This is a genomic window from Stenotrophomonas sp. C-A (assembly GCF_054030835.1).
Genome location: NZ_CM132916.1, coordinates 107,145 through 128,688, shown reverse-complemented (window position 1 = coordinate 128,688; position 21,544 = coordinate 107,145). Strand labels below are relative to the sequence as shown.

At 67.5% G+C, this 21,544-nt stretch carries 20 protein-coding genes; 6 read left to right on the top strand and 14 right to left on the bottom strand.

Annotated features, from left to right (window positions below; translation table 11 throughout):
* Positions 1-58 precede the first annotated feature (58 nt).
* Together ACW5IY_RS00545 and ACW5IY_RS00540 are read left to right on the top strand one after the other, a co-directional pair.
* Entirely contained in the window at positions 59-1,768 is a 1,710-nt protein-coding gene (locus ACW5IY_RS00545; protein ID WP_049435540.1) for a histidine kinase, read from the top strand.
* The gene (locus ACW5IY_RS00540) at positions 1,756-2,457 is read left to right on the top strand and encodes a LytR/AlgR family response regulator transcription factor (protein ID WP_043400767.1); all 702 of its coding nucleotides are present in this window, start codon (positions 1,756-1,758) and stop codon (positions 2,455-2,457) included. The genes ACW5IY_RS00545 and ACW5IY_RS00540 overlap by 13 nt, the downstream gene beginning before the upstream one ends.
* 30 nt (positions 2,458-2,487) lie before the next feature.
* Here the strand turns inward: ACW5IY_RS00540 and ACW5IY_RS00535 are convergent, their stop codons facing one another.
* The 4 genes from ACW5IY_RS00535 to glnA form a co-directional block, all read right to left on the bottom strand.
* Entirely contained in the window at positions 2,488-3,234 is a 747-nt protein-coding gene (locus ACW5IY_RS00535; protein WP_049435400.1) for an N-acetylmuramoyl-L-alanine amidase, read from the bottom strand.
* Between the two features lie 257 nt (positions 3,235-3,491).
* The gene (locus ACW5IY_RS00530; protein WP_049435399.1) at positions 3,492-4,922 is read right to left on the bottom strand and encodes an ammonium transporter; all 1,431 of its coding nucleotides are present in this window, start codon (positions 4,920-4,922) and stop codon (positions 3,492-3,494) included.
* 21 nt (positions 4,923-4,943) lie between these two features.
* Positions 4,944-5,282, bottom strand: coding sequence for a P-II family nitrogen regulator (locus ACW5IY_RS00525; RefSeq protein ID WP_004134334.1), 339 nt, complete (start codon positions 5,280-5,282; stop codon positions 4,944-4,946).
* A gap of 323 nt (positions 5,283-5,605) precedes the next feature.
* Complete coding sequence (glnA, locus tag ACW5IY_RS00520) at positions 5,606-7,015, bottom strand: type I glutamate--ammonia ligase (RefSeq protein WP_005407550.1); 1,410 nt, start codon at positions 7,013-7,015, stop codon at positions 5,606-5,608.
* A 224-nt stretch (positions 7,016-7,239) separates the two neighbouring features.
* On the opposite strand from glnA, the gene ACW5IY_RS00515 reads away from it, so the two are divergent.
* From ACW5IY_RS00515 to ACW5IY_RS00505, 3 genes are all read left to right on the top strand, one after another.
* Positions 7,240-8,034 (top strand): undecaprenyl-diphosphate phosphatase, encoded by a 795-nt coding sequence (locus tag ACW5IY_RS00515; protein ID WP_049435397.1) that lies wholly within the window; start codon positions 7,240-7,242, stop codon positions 8,032-8,034.
* 73 nt (positions 8,035-8,107) lie between these two features.
* On the top strand, positions 8,108-8,935 hold the full coding sequence (locus tag ACW5IY_RS00510; protein ID WP_049435395.1) for an META and DUF4377 domain-containing protein: 828 nt from the start codon (positions 8,108-8,110) through the stop codon (positions 8,933-8,935).
* A 60-nt stretch (positions 8,936-8,995) separates the two neighbouring features.
* Positions 8,996-9,514 (top strand): META domain-containing protein, encoded by a 519-nt coding sequence (locus ACW5IY_RS00505; RefSeq protein ID WP_100049976.1) that lies wholly within the window; start codon positions 8,996-8,998, stop codon positions 9,512-9,514.
* 132 nt (positions 9,515-9,646) lie between these two features.
* Here ACW5IY_RS00505 and ACW5IY_RS00500 read toward each other — a convergent pair whose 3' ends face one another.
* The 9 genes from ACW5IY_RS00500 to ACW5IY_RS00460 form a co-directional block, all read right to left on the bottom strand.
* The gene (locus ACW5IY_RS00500) at positions 9,647-10,258 is read right to left on the bottom strand and encodes a YbhB/YbcL family Raf kinase inhibitor-like protein (RefSeq protein WP_049435393.1); all 612 of its coding nucleotides are present in this window, start codon (positions 10,256-10,258) and stop codon (positions 9,647-9,649) included.
* Between the two features lie 10 nt (positions 10,259-10,268).
* Complete coding sequence (locus tag ACW5IY_RS00495) at positions 10,269-12,338, bottom strand: tetratricopeptide repeat protein (protein ID WP_049435391.1); 2,070 nt, start codon at positions 12,336-12,338, stop codon at positions 10,269-10,271.
* A gap of 56 nt (positions 12,339-12,394) precedes the next feature.
* Entirely contained in the window at positions 12,395-13,384 is a 990-nt protein-coding gene (locus ACW5IY_RS00490) for a YheT family hydrolase (protein WP_049435539.1), read from the bottom strand.
* Between the two features lie 52 nt (positions 13,385-13,436).
* Positions 13,437-14,228: a lysophospholipid acyltransferase family protein gene (locus ACW5IY_RS00485; protein ID WP_019337597.1), complete on the bottom strand. Its 792-nt coding sequence runs from the start codon at positions 14,226-14,228 to the stop codon at positions 13,437-13,439.
* A gap of 120 nt (positions 14,229-14,348) precedes the next feature.
* Positions 14,349-14,783, bottom strand: coding sequence for a hotdog fold thioesterase (locus ACW5IY_RS00480; RefSeq protein WP_010487227.1), 435 nt, complete (start codon positions 14,781-14,783; stop codon positions 14,349-14,351).
* Between the two features lie 10 nt (positions 14,784-14,793).
* Positions 14,794-16,845, bottom strand: coding sequence for a phospholipase D family protein (locus ACW5IY_RS00475; protein WP_049435389.1), 2,052 nt, complete (start codon positions 16,843-16,845; stop codon positions 14,794-14,796).
* Positions 16,842-17,459: a YceI family protein gene (locus ACW5IY_RS00470; RefSeq protein WP_043400783.1), complete on the bottom strand. Its 618-nt coding sequence runs from the start codon at positions 17,457-17,459 to the stop codon at positions 16,842-16,844. Before ACW5IY_RS00470 ends, ACW5IY_RS00475 begins: the two co-directional genes overlap by 4 nt.
* A gap of 4 nt (positions 17,460-17,463) precedes the next feature.
* Entirely contained in the window at positions 17,464-17,940 is a 477-nt protein-coding gene (locus ACW5IY_RS00465) for a SixA phosphatase family protein (RefSeq protein ID WP_049435386.1), read from the bottom strand.
* 49 nt (positions 17,941-17,989) lie between these two features.
* A complete protein-coding gene (locus tag ACW5IY_RS00460; protein ID WP_010487235.1) occupies positions 17,990-18,619 on the bottom strand; it encodes a ParA family protein in 630 nt (209 codons plus the stop codon).
* Positions 18,620-18,742: 123 nt separating this feature from the next.
* On the opposite strand from ACW5IY_RS00460, the gene ACW5IY_RS00455 reads away from it, so the two are divergent.
* Complete coding sequence (locus ACW5IY_RS00455) at positions 18,743-20,227, top strand: AAA family ATPase (protein WP_049435384.1); 1,485 nt, start codon at positions 18,743-18,745, stop codon at positions 20,225-20,227.
* Positions 20,228-20,801: 574 nt separating this feature from the next.
* Here ACW5IY_RS00455 and ACW5IY_RS00450 read toward each other — a convergent pair.
* Entirely contained in the window at positions 20,802-21,437 is a 636-nt protein-coding gene (locus ACW5IY_RS00450; protein ID WP_049435383.1) for a tetratricopeptide repeat protein, read from the bottom strand.
* Positions 21,438-21,544: the final 107 nt, after the last annotated feature.

The window sequence follows — 21,544 nt, the reverse complement described above, 5'->3', positions numbered from 1 at the left end:
TGCCGAACGTCTCCAGACGGCAGCCCAATGTCTCCGCGCAGCCGATACGATGGCCGCCATGCAGATCCTACGAACCCTGGCTGTCCTCGTTGTATTGCTTGCGGCCGTCGCCGCGTGGCTGATCGCGACGACGCCCCCGCCCGGAATGGTGCAGCTGCGCGGGGCGGAGATGGCACCTGCGAACCTCGGAGCATCCGGCCCCCTGCCGACGCGACCGCCGCAGGACCTGGCTTGGCAGCCACTGGACCAACGCGCGCTGGCGCGCTGGCGCGGCCCGTACTGGCTGCGCTGGCATGTGCCTGCGCCGGCTGTCGCCGGTGATCACGGCCGCGCCCTGCGACTGTCGCTGCGCGCGGCCAGCCAGCTGTACTGGAATGGCACACCGTGGATCAGCAATGGCGTGGTCGGCCGTACCGCCGAAGAAGAGCGGCCGGGACGCATCGACATCGTCCGCGTGCTGCCGCCTCCTTCGGCCAACGCCAGCGATGAGCTGGTGGCGCTTGCGTCCAGCCAACAGCAACGCTTTGCTCTGCATGGTGCCGATGCGATGGTACTGATCGCGCCTGCCGCCGTGCTGTACGGCCAGGTGATCCTGCCGTGGCTGATCGCCGCGTTCGCCACCGGTGCGCTGGCGGCAGCGTGCCTGTACTTCCTGGCCGTGCTGCGGGGACAGGCGCACAAACCCGGCGCGCGGCTGCTGCTGGCGCTGGGGGTGGTGGGACTTGCACTGCCCGCGGTCGAGGCGTGGCGATCACTGCTGGGCTACACCTACCCGTGGCACGGCGTTCGCCTGGTCGCGCTGCTTGCACTGCATGTCATCGCGGCCGTGCTGCTGCCAGCCTATCTTGTGCGTCGCTTCGAGGTGGTCGTGCCCAAGGCAAGTGGTTTCATCTATCTGGCGCTGATCATGGCCGCGGCCATCGCATTGCCCGGCTTCGACACCCGCTCAGCGGCGGTGCTGCTGTTGAGCCTGCTCGCCTCGGTGTGGGTGCTGCTGCGCACGCCTGCGGGGCAGGAAGACCGATGGCCGATCCTGGCGCTGCTGTCTGCCGGCCTGCTCGCGCTGCTGGTCGCACGCGGCGCCTTCCTTGATGGCCCTTACTTCCTGCTGCTGGCGGTGCTGATGGTGTTCCTGCTACTGCGCCACGCTGCCCAGTTGCAGGCGCTAGACCGGCACAACGCCCGGCTGCGCGAAGAACGCGCGCAGCTGTCGTTGCAGTTGTTGCAACGGGGTATCCAGCCGCATTGGCTGATGAACACGCTGACCTGCCTGCAGGAGCTGATCGAACAGTCGCCGATGCGCGCCAGCCGCCTGGTGGAGTCATTGGCTGATCAGTTCGATCGCCTGCGCGACAGCAGCAGCCGCCAGAGCGTACCCCTGCAGGACGAGTTGGCGTTGTGCCGCAGCCATCTGGATATCGTCGGTCTTGCTCTGGACCGGCGCATGATGCTGGACGTCGAGGGCGAGGATGCGGCGATTTCGTTGCCGCCCGGCATCCTGCATGCGCAGGTGGAAAATGCACTGACCCATGCCGGTGCTGTCGCCTGTGCACTGCACCCTTTCCGCCTGCGCGTGCAGCGCGACAACGCGCGCTGGATACTGGAACTGCACAGTGCGCGAGGCTCGGCCCCGCATCGCGGACGTGGCACCGGCACGCGCTACATCGAGGCCAGTCTGGCGGCAGCCAGCCCCGCCGGCTGGAGCTTCGTGCAGGGCATCGACGGTGACCACTGGTGCGGCCGGATCGAGCTGACATGCGCATCCTGATCGTCGAGGACGAGCCGCTGGTGCGACAGCGCCTCCTGCGCCTGTGCGGCGAGGTGGCCGGTGCACGGGCGCGTTTCGATGCGGTGGCCGATCTGGAAGCGGCCGGCGACCGCTTGCAGCGCAGCGTCTACGACGGCCTGCTGCTGGACCTCAACCTTGGCGGCGACGATGGCTTCGAGCTGCTGCGCCGCGCCGTGGCCGGGCGCTACCAGTGCGTGGTGGTGTCGGCACACCGCGAGCGCGCATTGCAGGCGTTCGAACACGGCGTACTCGACTTCGTACCCAAGCCCTTCTCACGCGAGCGCCTTGCCCAGGCGCTGGAACGCCTGCTCGATACCGGTGGCGTCCGCGCCGGTCGCGCGCGGTATCTGGGCATCTGGCGTGCGCAGGGTACAGCGACCGTCGAACTGGCGGACGTGCTGTGGATACGCGCCGACGGCGACTACAGCCAGGTGCGCCTGCGCGACGGTGGCAGTGAACTGCATGACAAATCCCTGGCCGCGCTGGCCAGCGTGCTGCCTGCGGATTTCGTCCGCTGCCATCGTTCCTACCTGGTCAACCTGCGCCAGGTGCGTACCCTGCATGCGGCCTCGGGCAGCCGCTACTGGCTGGTGCTGAGCGACGGCAGCGAGTTGCCTGTTGGGCGCGCGCATGTGGCGGCACTGCGCAGCGAGCTGGGGATGGAGTGAGGCTGCCAGCCATGGGCTGGCACTACTGGCTCATGGGGTCTGCAGCAGCAGTGAATGCAGGATGCGGGCGTCCTCGGCATCCAGCGTCTTCGGCAAGTCGTCGCGGCCACGGAAACGGCGGTGGAAGGCGGCGACGGTGGCTTCGCGGTTGTCCAGCGGATAGCCGAAGCGGGCCAGTGCATTCCACGCATCGAAGCCTTCCGGCGCAGCACCATCCGCAGCGCGCGGCCAGACCCCGAACCCGGCCTCGGCCAGCTGCTGCCAGGGGAAGAAGCGGCTCGGATCCTGCTTGCGCGTTGGCGCCAGGTCAGCATGGCCGATCACCTGGCGCGGCGGAATGTTCAGGCGCGTAGTGAGATCGCGAAGCAGCACGATCAGCGATTCGATCTGCGCCGCACTGAACGGGCTGCGGCCATCGTTGTCGAGCTCGATGCCGATCGAGGCCGAATTGAGATCGGTGATGGTGCCCCAGCGCCCGGCCCCGGCGTGCCAGGCACGGCGCTCATCGGCGACCAGCTGGTAGCGATGGCCATCAGCACCGATCAGGTAGTGCGCACTGACCGGTCCACCACTGTTGGCCGTGCGCAGCGTGTGCAGGCTCTGCTGCACCGATTTCTGCTCGGTGTGGTGGATGACGATGATGACCGGCGTGCGCGCGTTCTGGTTGGGCGACGGCACCCAGGTGGCGAGCGGGTTGCGGGTTTCCTGCGGCGTGGAGGCGCAGGCGGCCAGCAGCAGGCAGGCCGAGAGCATCAGGGACGTGCGGATCGGGTGCATGGCCTGATTGTGCGCGATCAGCCGCGATGATGCATGCCGCCGTGCCGAGCAAGCTTGGCACCCACCAGAGAGGATGTGGTAGATCCACGCCATGCGTGGATGGGCTACCAGCTGTGCCGACCAACGGTCGGCACCCACCAGAGCAGTCCCAGACCCTGTGCCAAGCAAGCCTGGCACCCACCAGAGCAGGAGCAGTGCCAGGCTTGCCTGGCAGCCACCAAACGCAAAGGCGGCCCCGCAGGGCCGCCCGTCATGCATCAGGCCTCGTAGGCCGATTCGCCGTGCGAGGTCACATCCAGGCCGGTGCGTTCGGCCTCTTCGGTCACGCGCAGGCCGACCACGCTGCGCACCACCAGCAGGATCAGCGTGGTCACCACCGCCGACCACACCACGGTGAGGCCGACGCTGACCACCTGCACCCAGACCTGGTGCGCGATATCCAGATCGGCCTTGGTGCCGCCCAGCGACTGTGCACTGAACACGCCGGTAAGGATCGCGCCGACGATGCCGCCGACACCATGCACACCGAACACGTCGGCGGTGTCGTCCACCTTCAGCAGGCGCTTCAGGCCGGTCACGCCCCACACGCAGACCACGCCGGCGACGAAGCCGATGACGATCGCGCCGAGCGGGCCGACGGTGCCGCAGGCCGGGGTGATGCCGACCAGGCCGGCCACCGCACCCGAGGCCGCGCCCAGCGCCGACGGCTTGCCCTTGCCGATGGCTTCCACCAGGGTCCAGCCCAGCACCGCTGCGGCAGTGGCCAGCACGGTGTTGAGGAAAGCCAGCGAAGCCACGGTATCGGCCGCGGCGGCGGAGCCAGCGTTGAAGCCGAACCAACCCACCCACAGCAGCATCGCGCCGATATAGGTGAACGGCACGTTGTGCGGCTTCAGCGCGGTCTGGCCATAGCCCAGGCGCTTGCCAACGAACCATGCGGCCACCAGACCAGCCACGCCCGCATTGATGTGGACCACGGTGCCACCGGCGAAATCGATCGCGCCCATCTCACCCAGATAGCCACCGCCCCAGACGATGTGCGCCATCGGGATGTAGCTGAGGGTGAACCACAGCGCCGAGAACAGCAGCACCGCTCGGAACTTGATGCGTTCGGCGAAGGCACCAACGATCAGCGCGGTGGTGATGCCCGCGAAGGTCGACTGGAAGGCCACGAACAAGTAATCCGGCAAGCCCTTGATCGGCGTGTTGCCCACCGACTCGGGAGTGAAGCCCTTGAGGAAGGCGAATTCAGTGAACGAGCCGAAGAACGGATTGCCCGCGCTGAACACCGCGCTGTAGCCATAGGCCACCCACAGCAGCAGCACCAGCGAGAACACCACCAGGATCTGGCTGAGCACCGACAGCACGTTCTTCGAACGCACCAGGCCGCCGTAGAACAGGGCCAGGCCCGGCACCACCATCAACAGCACCAGCAGGGTGGAGGTGAGCATCCAGGCCACATCGCCGCGATCATAGGCGGCCGCCGCTTCGGCCACGGCCGGCGCAGCGGCTGTGGCAACCGGATCCTGCAGCGGTTCAACGGCCACGCTTTCGCTAGGCAGCGGCGACACCTGCACCTGGGCATGGGCACTGCCCGGCCAGGCACCGGCAGCCAGCGCGCTGAGCAGCATCAACAGGCACACCAGGTGGAACCGGGCTTGCCACCCGGTGAGAAGGCGCATCTTCATGGGGGAGTCTCCGGAAGGGGGTTACAGCGCGTCGGCACCGATTTCGCCGGTGCGGATGCGGATGACCTGTTCGACGGCGGTGACGAAGATCTTGCCGTCACCGATCTTGCCGGTGCCTGCAGACGACTGGATCGCTTCGATCACCGCGTCGGCACGCTCGTCGGTGACCACGGTTTCGATCTTGATCTTGGGCAGGAAATCGACGACGTACTCGGCGCCGCGATACAGCTCGGTGTGGCCCTTCTGGCGACCGAAGCCTTTCACTTCGGTCACGGTGATGCCCGACACGCCCGCGTCGGACAAGGCCTCGCGGACCTCGTCGAGCTTGAACGGCCGGATGATGGCGGAGATCAGTTTCATGCGCATGTCCCGATGGTGGATGGGGCCAGCGCGCCAGCGCGCGTTGGCATCAGGCAACCAGCGGCCATCAGGGTGATGGCCGTGGCTGTTGCACCGGACACGTACAGGGCCGGGACGGCCGTGCCTCTCTCCTTGCACGACCGACGCGGGAGGGAGGGCGGCCCTGGTCGCGTATCCGGTCTTTCTCTTGCCCCTGGATCTGGGGTCCGAGCCCATTCGTAGACGAATGGGATCCGACCCCGATCTGACCGCGGCTCCCCAGCCGCGAAAACGGAAGCGATGGCGGCGGGTGGGAGGGGGAAGCCCACCGCCATCGCATCCGGTCAGCTGGCGTAGTACAGCTGGTATTCCAGCGGGTGGGTGGCCGCGCGGAACTTGGTCACTTCCTGCATCTTCAGCGCGATGTAGCCGTCGATGAAGTCATCGCTCATCACGCCACCGGCCTTCAGGAACTCGCGGTCCTTGTCCAGCGCTTCCAGGGCCTGGTCCAGCGAGGAGCAGACCTGCGGGATCAGCTTCTCTTCTTCCGGCGGCAGGTCGTACAGGTCCTTGTCGCTCGGTGCGCCCGGGTCGATCTGGTTCTTGATGCCGTCCAGGCCGGCCATCATCAGCGCGGTGAAGGTGAGGTAGCCGGACTGGATCGGGTCCGGGAAGCGCATTTCGATGCGGCGTGCCTTCGGGTTGGAGACCCACGGAATGCGGCACGAGGCCGAACGGTTGCGGGCCGAGTAGGCCAGCATCACCGGCGCTTCGAAGCCCGGCACCAGGCGCTTGTAGCTGTTGGTGCCCGAGTTGGCGAAGGCATTGATGGCCTTGGCGTGCTTGAAGATGCCGCCGATGTACCACAGCGCCAGCTGGCTCAGGCCGCCGTAGCCGTCACCGGAGAACAGGTTGGTGCCGCCCTTGGACAGCGACTGGTGCACGTGCATGCCGCTGCCGTTGTCGCCGACGATCGGCTTGGGCATGAAGGTGACGGTCTTGCCATTGCGGTGCGCGACGTTCTTGATCACGTACTTCATGCGCAGCAGTTCGTCGGCCTTCTGCACCAGGGTGCTGAACTTGGTGCCGATCTCGCACTGGCCGGCGGTGGCCACTTCGTGGTGCTGCACTTCCACTTCGATGCCGACCTGTTCCAGGGTCTTGCACATCTCGGCGCGCAGGTCGTGCAGGGTGTCGGTCGGCGGCACGGGGAAGTAACCGCCCTTCACGCCCGGACGGTAGCCGCTGTTGGCACCGTCGTACTTGGCGCCGCTGTTCCAGGCGGCTTCTTCGGAATCGACCTTGAAGAAGGTGTTGCCCATTTCATTGGCGAAACGGACCGAATCGAAGATGAAGAATTCCGGCTCCGGGCCGAAGAACGCGGTTTCGGCGATGCCGGAGGACTTCAGGTAGGCCTCGGCGCGCTTGGCGATGCCGCGCGGGCAACGGCCATACGGCTGCATGGTGGCCGGGTCGAGGATGTCGCAGCTGATCACGATGGTCGGATCGGCGTAGAACGGGTCGACGTAGGCGCTGGCGGTATCCGGCAGCAGCACCATGTCCGACTCGTTGATGCCCTTCCAGCCGGCGATCGAGCTGCCATCGAACATCTTGCCTTCTTCAAACAGCGACGGCTCGACGATGCTGACCGGGAAGGTCACGTGCTGCTCGACACCACGCATGTCGACAAAGCGCAGGTCGACGAACTCGATCTGGTTGTCCTTGATCAGCTTCTCAACGTTTTCCACGGACATCGGTACGACCTCGGATGGGGATGAATGCCTGCTGAGGTAGAGCAACGACCGTGCCAACTTTTCGCAGCCTGCAAGTCATTGATTTCAAAAAGGGTGCCCTGGATCGGTGCAAATCGGTGCGCACCAATTGGGTGCACCCGGCACCAGACGCACCCGTTTGGTGCAGCGGGGATCGTCTATCCTCTCGACCTTCTTCCTTCCTGCCGCGCGTGCCCGCACCGTCCATGTCCGACCTGCTCTCCGCCCTGCTGCTGGGCATCCTCGAAGGCTTGACCGAATTCCTGCCGATCTCCAGCACCGGCCACCTGCTCATCGCCCAGCACTGGCTGGGTGCCCGCTCGGACTTCTTCAACATCGTCATCCAGGCCGGCGCGATCGTGGCCGTGGTGCTGGTGTTCCGCCAGCGCCTGCTGCAGCTGGCCACCGGCTTGAACCAGCGCGAGAACCGCGAGTACGTGTTCAAGCTGGGCGCGGCCTTCCTGGTCACCGCCGTGGTCGGCCTGGTGGTGCGCAAGGCCGGCTGGTCGCTGCCGGAGACGGTCAGCCCGGTGGCCTGGGCACTGATCATCGGTGGCGTCTGGATGCTGCTGGTGGAGGCCTATACCGCGCGCCTGCCCGACCGCGACCAGGTGACCTGGACAGTGGCGATCGGTGTGGGCCTGGCGCAGGTGGTGGCCGGCGTGTTCCCCGGCACCTCGCGCTCGGCCTCGGCGATCTTCCTGGCCATGCTGCTGGGCCTGAGCCGCCGCGCCGCCGCCGCTGAGTTCGTGTTCCTGGTCGGCATCCCGACCATGTTCGCCGCCAGCGCCTACACCTTCCTGGAGATGGCCAAGGCCGGGCAGCTGGGCAGCGAAGACTGGGCCGACGTGGGCGTGGCATTCCTTGCCGCGGCCGTCACTGGCTTCGTCGTAGTGAAGTGGCTGATGGGCTACATCAAGTCGCACCGTTTCACGGCCTTCGCGATTTACCGCATCGCCCTGGGCGCTGCGTTGCTGCTGTGGTTGCCGTCCGGCAGCTGAACAGCGCCAGGGCACGGTAACCCCGATGCCGGCCCCGATCCGTTTCCCCCTCGGTTCCCCAAGGAGAATCACCATGAACCGCAAGCTCACCCTGCTCCTCCCGCTGGCCCTGCTGGCCGCCTGCAGCCAGACCCCCGCCCCGGCCGGTACCGGTGGTGACGACCTGGCCCCGGCGGCAGCCAAGGCCGGCGACCAGAAGGCGCTGGCACACCTGGATGCGCAGCGCCTGCAGAGCCAGCACTGGCTGCTGCAGCAGGCTACCGCGGCCGACGGCAAGCGCATCGATGCGCTGTTCGCCCGCGAAGACAAGCCGGTCACCCTGGACTTCGCTGATGGCCGCCTGTCGGTCAGCAACACCTGCAACCGCATGGGCGGCGGCTACACCCTGGCCGACGGCAAGCTGAGCGTCAGCGCGATGGCCTCGACCATGATGGCCTGCACCGACAAGGCGCTGATGGCGCTGGACGAAGCCGTCTCCAGCCGTCTGCAGGGCGAACTGAAGGCCGAACAGGACGCCAACGGCGTGCTGACCCTGACCACCGCCAAGGGCGACGTGCTGGTGTTCAACCCGGAACCGACCGCTGAAACCCGCTACGGCGGCGCCGGCGAAACCGTGTTCCTGGAGGTGGCTGCGAAGACCCAGAAGTGCTCGCACCCGATGATCCCGGACTACCAGTGCCTGCAGGTGCGCGAAGTGAAGTTCGACGACAAGGGCCTGAAGCAGGGCGAGCCAGGCAAGTTCGAGAACTTCTACGGCAACATCGAGGGTTACACCCACGAAGATGGCGTGCGCAACGTGGTGCGTGTGAAGCGCTACGAAGTGAAGAACCCGCCGGCCGATGCGCCGTCGCAGGCGTACGTGCTGGACATGGTGGTCGAGTCGGCCATCGAGAAGAAGTAGGAAAACAGAAGGGCGGCCGCGAGGTCGCCCTTCTTCCATGGGACACCTTGAAGTCGAGCCATGCTCGGCTGGGCAGAAGGCAGTCCAGCATGGCTCGACTCTACATGCCCAACCGCCAAGGAGACAGGCATGATTCTTTCCCGCATTTTCGCGCTCCTGCTGGCCACAACGCCTGCCGGCCTCGCGGCAGCCAGTGATGCCAGCGATCTGCAACGCCTACAGGCATACGAGTGGCATCTCACCCACGCAGTCGACGGCAACGGCAAGCGCCTGGATGCACTGTTCATCGCCAGTGATCCGCCCGTCGGTCTGTTGTTCCGCGGCACCAGTGCCAACATGCTGAACCTGTGCAACGGCATGGGCGGCCCATACACGTTGAAAGACAGCCAGCTCACGTTGGGCAGCATGGAACAGAACCTGAAGGGATGCTTCGGTGCCAAAGGCGAACAGGAAACCGAAGCCAAGCGCAGGATTCTGGGGACCTCCACACTGATCATGGGTCGCGCGGGGCCGTTGACCCTGCATACCGCACGTGGCGACACGCTGGTGTTCGCGCCGGGGCCACTGAAAAACAGATGAGAAGTGCAGCCGGCAAGGTCGAGCCGGCTCGATCGGGGCTTTGTAGAGGCCAGCCATGCTCGACTGGGCGAAAAGCAGGCGAGCATGGCTACAGAAAGCAAAGTCGGGTTTGGCCCGGCCCTGCAGACGCGCTCAACCCAGCGCAGGATTCAACGTGTAGGTGCCGTGCAACGCCGCTTCGGCCAGTACGTGGCCGTGCATGGCACGGTACGCATCGGCGGCGGTGAAGCGCTCGGGCAGCGGCAGCGCGGCCACGTCCAGCGCGAACACGCGGAAGAAGTAGCGATGCACGCGCTCGTCGTTGAACGGTGGGTACGGGCCGTCGTAGCCGAGGTAGTCACCGGCCATGTCCGGATTGCCGGCGAACCAGCCGGTGAAATCGTTCAGGCCCTGGCGGCTGCCGGCCGGGCCTGCCGGCGCGGTCTTGCCCTTCACCACGAAGCCATCGCTGCAGCTGCCCGCGGCGATCTCCTGCACCGAGGCCGGGATGTCAGCCATCACCCAGTGCACGAAATCGCCGCGCGGCTGATCGCGCGGCACGCTCATGTCATCGCGGCCGACCGTCTCCGGCACCGTCGGTACGTCCGGGTCCACGCACACCAGCAGGAATGAACGCGTGCCCTCGGGCACACCACTCCAGGCCAGGTGCGGGTTGCGGTCGGGGGCGAAGCCGGCGGCATCGCCGGCGGCGAACTCACGGTCGATCGGCGCGCCGTTGGTCAGGCTGTGGCTGCTCAGTTGCATCGGCTTCTCCTTACTCTTCCGGGTAACCCAGGCGCACCGCAATCGGGGTGAGCTTGGCAAAGGCGGCGCTCATCACGTCGCGATAGTTGCGCCAGTGGCCCGGCGGGAAGCGCGGTGCGCCCAGCTGTGCGGCCGGCGGCATCTGCCGCTCGAACAGGCGTCCCAGCAGCTCGGCCATCGCATGCGGATCGTTGCCGATCTGGTCGATGCGCAGCAGCACGTGCGGGTACAGATCTTCCTCGTGCAGGGTGGCAACCTGCGCCAGCGCGCGCGCCAGCCATTCGCTGGCTTCAGCCAGCGAGGTCATCGCCAGCGGTGCGGCGGCGCCGTAGGCCACCCAGTCCAGCAGCATGTCGCGCGGATCACGCAGCACCAGCACCAAGCGCCCCTGCGGCAGCTGCGGGCGCAGCGCCCACAGCAGTGCGTTGTCCCACCACAGCAGCCAGTCGATGACGGCATCGCCCTGCACGCCGCGCGCGGGCAGCTGCTCGCGCCAGCGCTGCACCAGACGCTCCGGGGTCAACACGCCGGAGGCGAGGTCCTGCAGCGTGTGGTAGTTCTGGAAGGCATCATCCGGCGGATTGCTGGTGTAGCGGTCGCTGCGCAGCACCGGGCTGGCGGCGGCCAGGCCGGTCGCAACCCGCTCCACGCCCGAACCCGGCGCGCCCCACAGGAAGATCGGCGCGGAGTTGGCGTCAGCGTCGATCTCGCCCTTGTCCGGCCAGCTCGGCGGTGCCTTGGCCTGCGGCGGCAGCGGCAGGCGCTGCGGCGCCTGGTCGGCCTGCAGCGCCATCCACGTCTGCAGCGCCTGTTCCGGCTGGCCAGCGCGATCCTGGATTTCACCCAGCCAGGTACGCAGGTCGGCGCGATGGCCGTCCGGCGCCCTGTCGATCAGCGCCTGCACGCGGGCGATCGCGGCGACCGGATCACGCTGCAACAGGCCTTCGACCAGGCGGGTTTCGCCGCTGACGCGGCCCGGTTCGAGGCTGACGATACGCTCGGCGATGGCTTCAGCCTGTTCGTGTTCGCCCACCATGTCATGCAGGCGCAGGCGCGCTTCCAGGGCCGGCAGATGACCTGGCATCGCATCCATCCAGCGTTCCACGGTCGCGGCGGCGGTCGGGCTGCCCACTTCTTCCACGGCCAGGCGCGCCAGCCACAGGTCGTGCAGCTGCGGGTGCTGCTCCAGGGCGGCGTCCAGGCGCGCGCGCGCCTCGTCTTCGCGGCCCAGGCGCTGCCAGGACATCAGCAGCAGCTGCAGCACCTGGCGGTCGTCGGGGATCGATTCCAGCAACGGCAGCAGGTGGTCCAGCGCCTGCAGCGGCTGGCCACCACGCAGCGACAGTTCACCGGCCAGGCGGCGCATCGACGGCGTATCCATGCCTTCCTGCTGCAGGGCGATCTGCATCGCTTCGGCAGCCGCCTCCAGGTTGCCCTGGCGCAGCGCCAGCTGCACCACCAGGCCATGCAGCGAGCTGATGGCCGGGTTCAGTTCCAGCACGCGGCGGAACGCCTGCTCGGCGAAGGCCAGCATGTCCTTGCCCAGATAGGCGAAGCCCAGTGCGTACAGCACGCGGGTGTCGTTGGGCTGCGCCTGGTTGGCCGCCGACAGCAGCGTCAGCGCACGATCCGGATCGTCACGGCGCAGCGCGATCATGCCGTCGATGGTCAGCAGTTCCGGGTGATCCGGCTCAACGCGCGAGGCCAGCGTGGACAGGCGCTGGGCTTCATCGAAGTCGTTGCGGCCGATCGCCAGGTGCGCCTGCATCAGGTAGGCGGAGAAGGAGTTCGGGTCGAGCCCGGTGGTGCGCGCCAGCGCTTCGTCGGCGCCTTCGTACTGGCGCAGGGCCAGCAGCAGGCCAGCATGCTGCAGGTGCAGCTGGGCGTCGTCCGGTGCCAGCTGCAACGCCTGCTGCAGGGCTTCCATGGCATCTTCGGCCTTGCCCTGCTGCTGCAGCGCAAGCGCCAGCCAGCGGTGGGCGCCGGCCTGGCCGGGTTCATCACGGGTCCATGCCTGGGCCAGCTGCACGGCCTGGTCAGCCTGGTTCTGGCGCAACGCTTGGATGATCTGGTCTTGCATGGCGGTCCGGTTCAAGTGCAAACCCGCATTGTAGCGGTCCACGCACCGGTGCCGGTTCAGCCCGCCAGCACCCGCTGCAGGCGCTGCGCCACCCAGCGCTCGGAGAAGCCGTCACCCCGCCAGTTTTCCAGGAAGCCGCAGTGGCCTCCCCAGCAGGCGGTTTCCAGGCGCGCCTGGCGCGGCAGCTGCCAATCACTGAAGGTCGCGTACGGGATCACCGGGTCGTCCTGCGCCATCAGGATGTCGGCCGGCACCTGCAGGGTGGACAGGCGGTCACCGGCAATCGAATAGCCATCGAAGTAGGCCTGCAGCGAGCCGAAGGTGGTGTGCCGTTCGACCAGCCAGGCGGTCAGTGCACGGATGTCCAGCTTCAGCACGCGGTCGTCGCAGTCGCTCAACTCCGGGAACAGATCGCGCTTGCGGCGCAGCGAACCGGCCCACTTGCGGCGGAAGTACCAGTCGTACATCGCCGGGCCGTTCTCGATGTTCTCCATGGTCAGCGCCGGATCCAGCACCGGGCACACCGAGGCCACGCGCAGCAGCGGCACGCCGGCGGCCGGTGCACGCAGGGCCAGGCGCAGCACGAAGTTGCCACCCAGCGAATAGCCGGCGGCCACCAGCGGCAGCTGCGGCCAGCGCTGGGCGATGTCGCCTGCGGCGTGCACCACTTCATCGATGAGATTGGAGTGGAAGATGCCGGGATTGAGATGATGGGTGTTGCCGTGGTCGCGGAAGTTCAGCCGCACCACGTCGAAACCCTGCTCGATCATGCGCGCGGCGGCCATGCGCATGTAACTGGATTCGGCACTGCCTTCCCAGCCATGCAGCAGCAGCGCGACACCCTTCGGCTCGCGGCCTTCGACATGACTGTGCCAGCCCTGCAGGCGCACGCCATCACCGCCATCGAGGATCAGCTCTTCGCTGACTGCACCGGTGGCCGCCAGCAGCAGCAGGCCGCGCTGCAGGCGCATGCGGCTGGAACTGAGCATCGACTGCAGGTGCGGATTGCGCAGCCAACGCGGCGGCTGATAGTCAGCCGCATGCAGCGTCGGCGTACCGGCGTCCAGGACAGGTGGCGGTATCAGGGCCACCGCACCCTCACTGCGTGCTCATGGCCGCCACGATGCGCGCGCGCGAGGTTTCCGCGATGCGTCGACGGCCTTCCAGGTCCTGGGTACCGATCGGCTCCAGGAAATGCACTTCGGTATGCCGCGCCGGCTCACCCAGCAGGCGCAGGAAATTGGCGGCGAAACTCTCGCCCGGGCCGAACGCGACGATGGTCTGTGCGTCGCCCTTCATCCCGTACACCAGCGCCACCGGCTGCACCGGCACGCCGGTTTCAACCGCGGCCTGGAAGATGCGGGCATGGAACGGCCCCACTTCGTGGCCACCGCGGGTGCGCCCTTCCGGGAACACGCCGACCGCCTTGCCGGCACGCAGGCGATCAGCCATCACCTGCATCACCCCACCGAGCGATTCGGTGTTGCCACGCTGATGGAAAATGGTCTGGCCACGCGCGGCCAGCCACCCGACCAGCGGCCAGCTGGCGATCTCGCGCTTGGCAACGAAGCCCATCATGCGCTGGCTGTGCAGGATGGAGATGTCGACCCAGCTGACGTGGTTGGCGACGAACAGAACGGCACCGGGCAAGGGCTGGCCCACCCGTGACAGGCGGAAGCCGAAGATCCACATCAGCCCGCCCTGCCACCAGTTCACCACCTTCGCGCCGAAGGTATCCTCGCCCACGCGCAGCTCGCCCCACGGCGGAAGCATGCCGATCAGGATCAGCGGCAGGAACACGGTGATGTGGACCAACAGCAGCGGTACGCGGTACAGGTAACGGCACACACGCGCCACGCCGCCACGGGGGGCCGGAGTGGGGGAAGTCATCCGCGCACGATACCGGAGCGCCGCGGCAGCTGCCAGCCGATTTAGGCCATAACCGCCATTGACCGGGGCAATCGGCGGGGAACGCTGGGTTCTGCCGCCGTCAACACGCCCGACGGGGGCTCAACCGTGGCCGGCGGCCACCACCGCCAGGGTCAGCCGCGAGATGCACACCAGCCGGCCCTGCTCGTCTTCGATGCGGATTTCCCACAACTGGGTACTGCGGCCCACGTGCAGCGCGCGCGCGGTGCCGGTGACAGTCCCCGAGCGCACCGCACGCACATGGTTGGCGTTGATTTCCAGGCCCACGCAGATCTGCTTTGCGGTATCCACGCACAGGTTGCCGGCGCTGCTGCCGAGGGTCTCGGCCAGCACCACCGAGGCACCGCCGTGCAGGATGCCGTAGGGCTGCCGGGTGCGCTCGTCCACCGGCATGGTGGCCTGCAGCCAGTCTTCGCCCGCGGCGCTGAAGACGATGCCCAGCGACTCGATCGCCGTGTTGCGGCTGAGCGCATTGAGCTGCTCGATGGAAACAGCTTCGCGGAACACCTGGGTCATGCGGGCACCTTCAGAGAATGGGAACGAGGCCGGCACCGAATGCGGTCAGCATGCGCACCAGCAGCCACTTCGGGCCGACGTTGACTTCGGGGAAGTCGCCGACGGCCACGTAGCAGCGATGGAAATCCGGGTCCTGCCGTGGCAGCGGCTGCGGGCAGTCCGGGCCGGGCTTGAACTCGTAGTCGGTGGCGTAACGCCACGGCCAGAAGTCGAGAATCGGCAGCGCTTCGGAGGCCTTGCCGACGCTGTAGTTCAGGCCCGACAGCACCGGCGGCTTGGCCCGCGGCGCCACCGTCCACGAGTTCTGCGGATGGGTATCGCGCAGGATGCTCTCGGCCAGCTGCTCGGCGAAGACCGGATCGTCGATGATCACCGCGCCTTCGGTGTTGTAGTTCTCGCTGCGCGGATCGAAGTTGTGGGTGCCGACCACGCCGATGCGGCGGTCGACCACCAGCGACTTGGCGTGCAGGCCCATGCGCGCACCCTTGCGGGTGACCGGCAGCGGCTTGTTGACCGCCTTGCTGCCCAGGAACGACGGCCGCGTCTCGGTACGCAGCAGGCGCGTTTCCACTTCGCTGCCGGCGGCACGGCGACGTTCGCGCGCGTTCTGGTAGGCGCTGCCGGTACGCGGATGGTTCACCGGCACCTGCCTGCGGGTCGCGGCCAGATCCCCATCGCTGCCACCGCCGGCATTGCTGCCAGCGGCGCTGCCGCCGATCAGCGGATTACGTCCGCCGTCGTCGTCGCCTGCGGGCGCGGCGATCGGATCAGGCAGCAGGTTGCGGTAGTCGACCGGTGCATCCAGCGGGAACGGCTTGTATTCGAAGATGTTGAAGCCCAGTTCGCGCATGTTGCGTCGCTTGTACTTGTACGACAGCGCATACACGATCGGGTTGTCGGTGGCCGCCAGGCTGTTGCTGGACACCACCACGCGCGGCGGCTGCGGGCGCTTGCGCAGCTCGCGGAACAGCTTCTGCGCCGGCTTGGACAGCACCAGGTACGGCGTCTGCAGGATCACTTCCTTCTGCGCACCGGCAATGAGTGCATCCAGCTGTGGCTCGGTCACATGCTGGCCGGCCAGCGGGGCATCGGCTTTCTCGCGGCGGTGCTTGCGCGGCAGGTCGGCGACGTAGCGCACCGAGGCCACCGGCAGCGCGGTATCCACGAAGGAACGGGTGACGAAGTCCATGTCATTGGCTTCGGCGCTGACCCGCTGCACCCGCTCGGGGCGGCGGAAGGTGGCCGGTGGCAGCACCGGCACGCCCTCGCGCAGCAGGGTGCGGCCCACGTCATTCAGGCGCTCGGCCGGCACGCTGCGGTGGGCGCGCCAGAAGGCATCGAAGTTGGCCGCCATCGCGCGCGCTTCCGGACCGGCGATCATGACGTCGCGGTCGCGGAAGTTGTACTCGCGGTCCCAGTCGTAATAGTCGTCCTGGTAGTTGCGGCCGCCGACCACGCCGATCGCATCGTCGATCACCAGCAGCTTGTTGTGCATGCGCTGGTTGAAGCGACGGAAGCAGCACAGCACGCTGCCGGCGTAGTCGAAGTAGTTCAGCCGGGCCTTGCCGAAGGTCGGGTTGTAGACCCGCAGCTGGAAGTTCTGGTGGGCACCGGACAACGCGCCGAGGATCTGCAGGTCGGAAATCGCCGAGAGCTGGTCGATCAGCACCCGCACCTTCACCCCGCGCCGCGACGCGGCCAGCAGTTCGTCGATGACCAACCGCGCGCTGTCGTCCTTGTCGAAGATGTAGGTCTGCAGGTCGATGCTGCGGGTGGCACTGCGCAGCAGGTTCAGGCGTGCCACCAGGGCGCCCTCCCCCTCGTCCAGCAGGGTGGCGTAGTGGCGCGGCTGCTCCGGGGTGGATTCGGTGAACGCCCGGCCGGCCAGCGCCCGCAGCGGCGAGTCCTGCGCGCAACGGTCGGCGCGCTGGCAATCGACCTGGGTCGAGCGCGCCTGCACGGCGATCGCTTCGGCGCGGTCGCGCTCGGCAGTGGACAGCGATGCACAACCGCTGCCCAGCAACACGCTTGCCAGCGCCAGTACACGCAGCAGGAGGTTCACGGTTTCGGCGCCTCGCTCAGGCGCGCTCGCAATACGAAGGTCACTCGGTCACTCAAGGCAAGCTGCCAGCTGTCCATTCCATACCGGCCTCGCTGCACGGTACCGCGGCTGACGACGTCGCAATCATAGCCGGGTCGGGCGCACTCCGCCTTCTCGACCTTCAGTGTCTCGGGATGGCTGATCCCGCGCAGGGTCAGCCGCCCGTTGATGTCGCCCCCGTCTTCCACGGTCTCCGGCCAGTACGGCAGCGAGTCGAACTCGACCACCGGGTGGCGGCCCGCGTCGAAGAACTCCTCGCCGCGCATCCAGCCGGTGTAGCGCGCCTTGCCGGGGATCTCGACCGAGCGCGTGAACATCTTCAGGTGCACCTGGTGGCGGCCATCGGAGAGGACCTCGATGCGACCTTCGAAGTGCGGGAACAGGCCTTCGATGCGCTGCCCGAAGCGGGTGCGCACCTCGAAACCGATCTGCGAGCGTTGGGTATCCAGGCGCAGGACCCGGTGCGCCTCGGCGACCACCGGCGGCAGGGGCGTTGGCGGTGGCGCGGCAGCCCAGGCCGCGCCGGAAACCAGCAGCACGGGCAGCAGAAAGCGGCTGCGCCGCGCCAGGCTCATTGGATCACGGCCACCAGAACGCGTTCAGGCTGGCCACGCCCGGCTCGATCGAGGCCTCGCGCGGGAACCCGAGCACGGCAATGCCAGCCGGCGGCATGCCGCGGTAGTCGCTGCTGGTGCCGTCGGTCATCAGCGCCACCAGCTGCTCCAGGCCCGGGTTGTGGCCGACGATCAACACCCGGTCCAGGTCACGACGCTCGTCCACCAGCGCCGCCAGGGTGCCCGGGGTGGCTTCGTAGATCCGGTCTTCCAGGCGCTTTTCGACATAGCCGATGGCCGTCATCACCGCTTCCAGGGTCTCGCGGGTACGTCGCGACGGCGAGCACAGCACGCAGTCCGGCAGCAGGTTGTTCTCCTTCAGCCACTTGCCGGCGGCTTCGGCTTCGGCGAGCCCCACCGGCGACAACGGCCGGTCGAGGTCGGCCTGGCCGGGGGTCGCCGGTTCGGCATGGGCATGGCGCAGCAGGATCAATTCACGCATCGCGGGTTTCCATGAAGAAGAGGATGCAGCAGAAAGAGTGACGCAGGCATCAAAGCTTGAGCCAGGACAGCAGCGGCTCCCAGTCGGCCTGGTGCTCGCGCACCTGGGCCGAGCGGTAGTCGAACAGGCTGCGGCCAAGGCCGGTCATGACCACGTAGCTCTGGCTGTCGCGCAGCTGCGCGACCACCGGGTACGGCCATTCGCCCAGCATCTGCAGCGCCTGCTGCGAGGTCTGGGTCCATGGCTTGGTACGGTTGAGCACCAGCCCCACCGGCAGCTTGCGGCTGTGCACGCGCGGGTTCTGGGCCAGGCTGTTGAGGAAGCCGACGATCGCTTCGATGTCCAGCGCCGAGGGCAGCACCGGTACCACCACCGCGTCGGCAGCGTCGAGGAAATGGGGAATATCGTCAGCCAGGGCACCGGCCGGCGCGTCGATGATGACGGTGTCGGTGCCATCGGGCAGCTTCTGCGCCCACTGCTTCTTCCGATACACATCGATCGGCAGCACCGCGCTTTCCAGCCCGGCACGGCGTTGTGCCCAGCGGGTGCTGGAGCCCTGCGGGTCGGCATCGGCAATCACCGTGGCCTTGCCCTGCAATGCCGCGTACGCGGCCAGGTGGGTGGCGACGGTGGTCTTGCCCACCCCGCCCTTGGAACCGGCCACCAGGATCGTCTTCATGCCAGCCTCGCTTCCGGGTACGTGCCCCGAGCGTACACCGGCGATGGTGACGGGAGGTAGCGTCGTGCTGAACCAGCGGCCATCGCCTTTGCTATCGTGGCGCCCCCGAAGGATCGAACCGGCATGAGCGAACTGCAGGATCTGAGCGCGTTGATCCGCGCCAACACCCCACTGATCGTCATCGAGACCCAGGACGAGGGTCGCATCGTCGAGCTGTTCCGGCAGACGCTGATGCACGTATGGCGGGCGCTGCACCGCTGGTCGATCACCGAGGGCCTGCGCCGGATCGACCTGGACAGCGAAGACCCGCCGGTCGGGCCGCCCGACGCCAGCGCGGCCCTGCAGATGATCCGCCAGGCGGAGCAGCGCGGGGTCTACCTGCTGCTCGATTTCCACCCCTACCTGGGCTATGCCAGTCACCAGCGTGCCCTGCGCGACCTGATCCAGCGCCGCCACAGCGAGCCGCATGTGCTGGTGCTGATTGGTGCCAAGGTGGAGCTGCCGGCCGAGCTGGAAGCACTGGCGGTGCGCTTCAACCCGCGCCTGCCCGATGCCAACGCGCTGTTGAAGATGCTGCGCGAAGAGGCCGACGCCTATGCGCGCGAGCATGGCGGCCGCCGGGTTGAAGTCGACAGCGAGGCGGTGAAGAAGATCCTGAAGAACCTGCAGGGCCTGAGCCTGGTCGATGCCCGGCGCATCGCGCGCCAGCTGATCTACGCCGATGGCGCACTTCGCGACGACGACCTGCCACAGCTGGCACGGCTGAAGTTCGAGCTGCTCAACCGCAGCGGCCACCTGTTCTTCGAACATGACAGCGCGCGCTTTGGCGATGTGGCCGGCGCCAACCGGCTCAAGCGCTGGATCAACCAACGCCGCGTGGCCTTCATTGCCGGTTCGGCCCCGGCCGGGTTGGACCCGCCGCGCGGCATGCTGCTGCTGGGCGTACAGGGCTGCGGCAAGTCGATGCTGGCCAAGGCCACCGCCGCCGGCTTCGGTGTACCACTGCTGCGCCTGGACGTGGGCGCGCTGTACAACAAGTACCACGGCGAAACCGAGGCCAACCTGCGCCAGGCGCTGGCCTCGGCCGAGCAGCTGGCGCCCTGCGTGCTGTGGATGGACGAGATCGAGAAGGGCCTGGCCAGCGGTGGCGAGGACGGCGGCGTGTCACGCCGCGTGCTCGGTTACCTGCTGACCTGGATGGCCGAGCGCAAAGCGCCGGTGTTCATCGTCGCCACCGCCAACCAGGTGCACGAACTACCCGCCGAGCTGCTGCGCAAGGGCCGCTTCGACGAGATTTTCTTCGTCGACCTGCCCTTGCCTGACGTGCGCGTGGAACTGCTGCGGCTGCACCTGGGCCGGCGCCAGCTCAACGCCGACGACTTCGCGCTCCCCGCGTTGGCTGCAGCCGCCAATGGGTTCTCCGGCGCCGAGATCGAGCAGGCGATCGTGGCCGGCCTGTATGCGGCGCACGCCGAGGGCCGGCCGCTGGACACCGAGCTGCTGATGACCGAGATCCGCGCCACGCGGCCACTGTCGGTGCTGATGGCCGAGCAGGTGGAGGCACTACGGGCGTGGGCGTCGGGGCGGACGGTTTCCGCGGACGACTGAGTTTCCAGCGAACGGCGCAGCCCCTCGTGGCAGCGGGTTGGCTGTGAACATCAAAATCCGCGCTTGGCCGGGCGGGGTGGATTCGCGGGGGACGCCGTCAACCCGTCCATGGGGGCTTGGCCGCGGCATCCATGCCGCGGACACCCCCGCGAACCCACCCCGCCCGGCCTCTGACAATTTCCGGGTGCGTCCGCCACGGAAGAGAAAAAAGAAAAGCAGAAGCAAAGGCAAAAGCGGTTGGCTGGCCGCCTTTTGTAGAGCCGAGCCCACGCTCGGCTGCATTTCGATCAGATATCGAATAATCGATTCCGATGCACATTCATCCACGCATGGCGTGGATACCGTGTCGACCAAGGTCAACACCTACCCACAGCTGCGAAAATCTGTCGAAGGCGGGGCACTGTGGGTTTGCGGGGTGTGAGCCGCATGGATGCGGCGACCAAGCCCCCATGGATGGGTTTACGGCGTCCCCGCAAACCCACAGTGCCCCGCCATCCCGCAGGAAGCCCGCTGTTGCTTCGGCTCTGGCCGTTGCCTCTGCGGGTGCCGGGTGCAACCCGGCCGAACCCCTCCCTCAGGGCCAGGCAGGCGGCGCGGCAACCCACGCCTGCTGCACCTCGGCCAGCGACGCACGCTCGTCCTCCCGCCACTGCGGCAGCAGCTGCCCATAGTTGGCCGTGGTATTCCACTGCGTCGGCTCGGTGCGTACCGCAGCCGCATACCACTGCACCGCCTCCTGCTTCTGCCCCATGCGCCACAGCGCCAGCGCGTAGGTTGGTGGCACCCAGGTGGGCTTCGTACGGGCGTTGCTGGCCGATACCAGCCACTGTTCCAGCGCCGCCTCTGCCTTGCCCTGCCGGAGCAGGTCCCAGCCGTAGTTCCAGCGCACGCTGCGGCCACTGCTGCTTTGCGCCGGGGCCTCTTTCAGGGCTTCGCCATACAGCTGCTCGGCCAGTTCACCGCGACCCTGCGCCCCGGCCACCGATGCCAGCTGTACCGTCGCCTCGACCGCGCGGCGGCCGCGTTCACGCAGCTTGACCAGCTGGGCCACCAGGTCATCGCCCTCGCCCTGCACCGCCACCATCGGCGTGGCCGCCGGGTCGTTGTCGAAGTAGAACTCCTGTGGTGCAGGCACGGCCGGCGCGGCCCATGCAGTAGCCACTCCCGAGGCCAGCAGCACGCTGGCCAGGATCTTTCCTGGAACTGACATCCCTTCTCCCCAGGCCGCAACTGCAGCCTCCCTCTCTCTTCCCGATCCTAACCCCAGCACCGCCACGGGCGCGAGTGCCGGGGCCTGCGCGGCCCCGCTGCTACAAT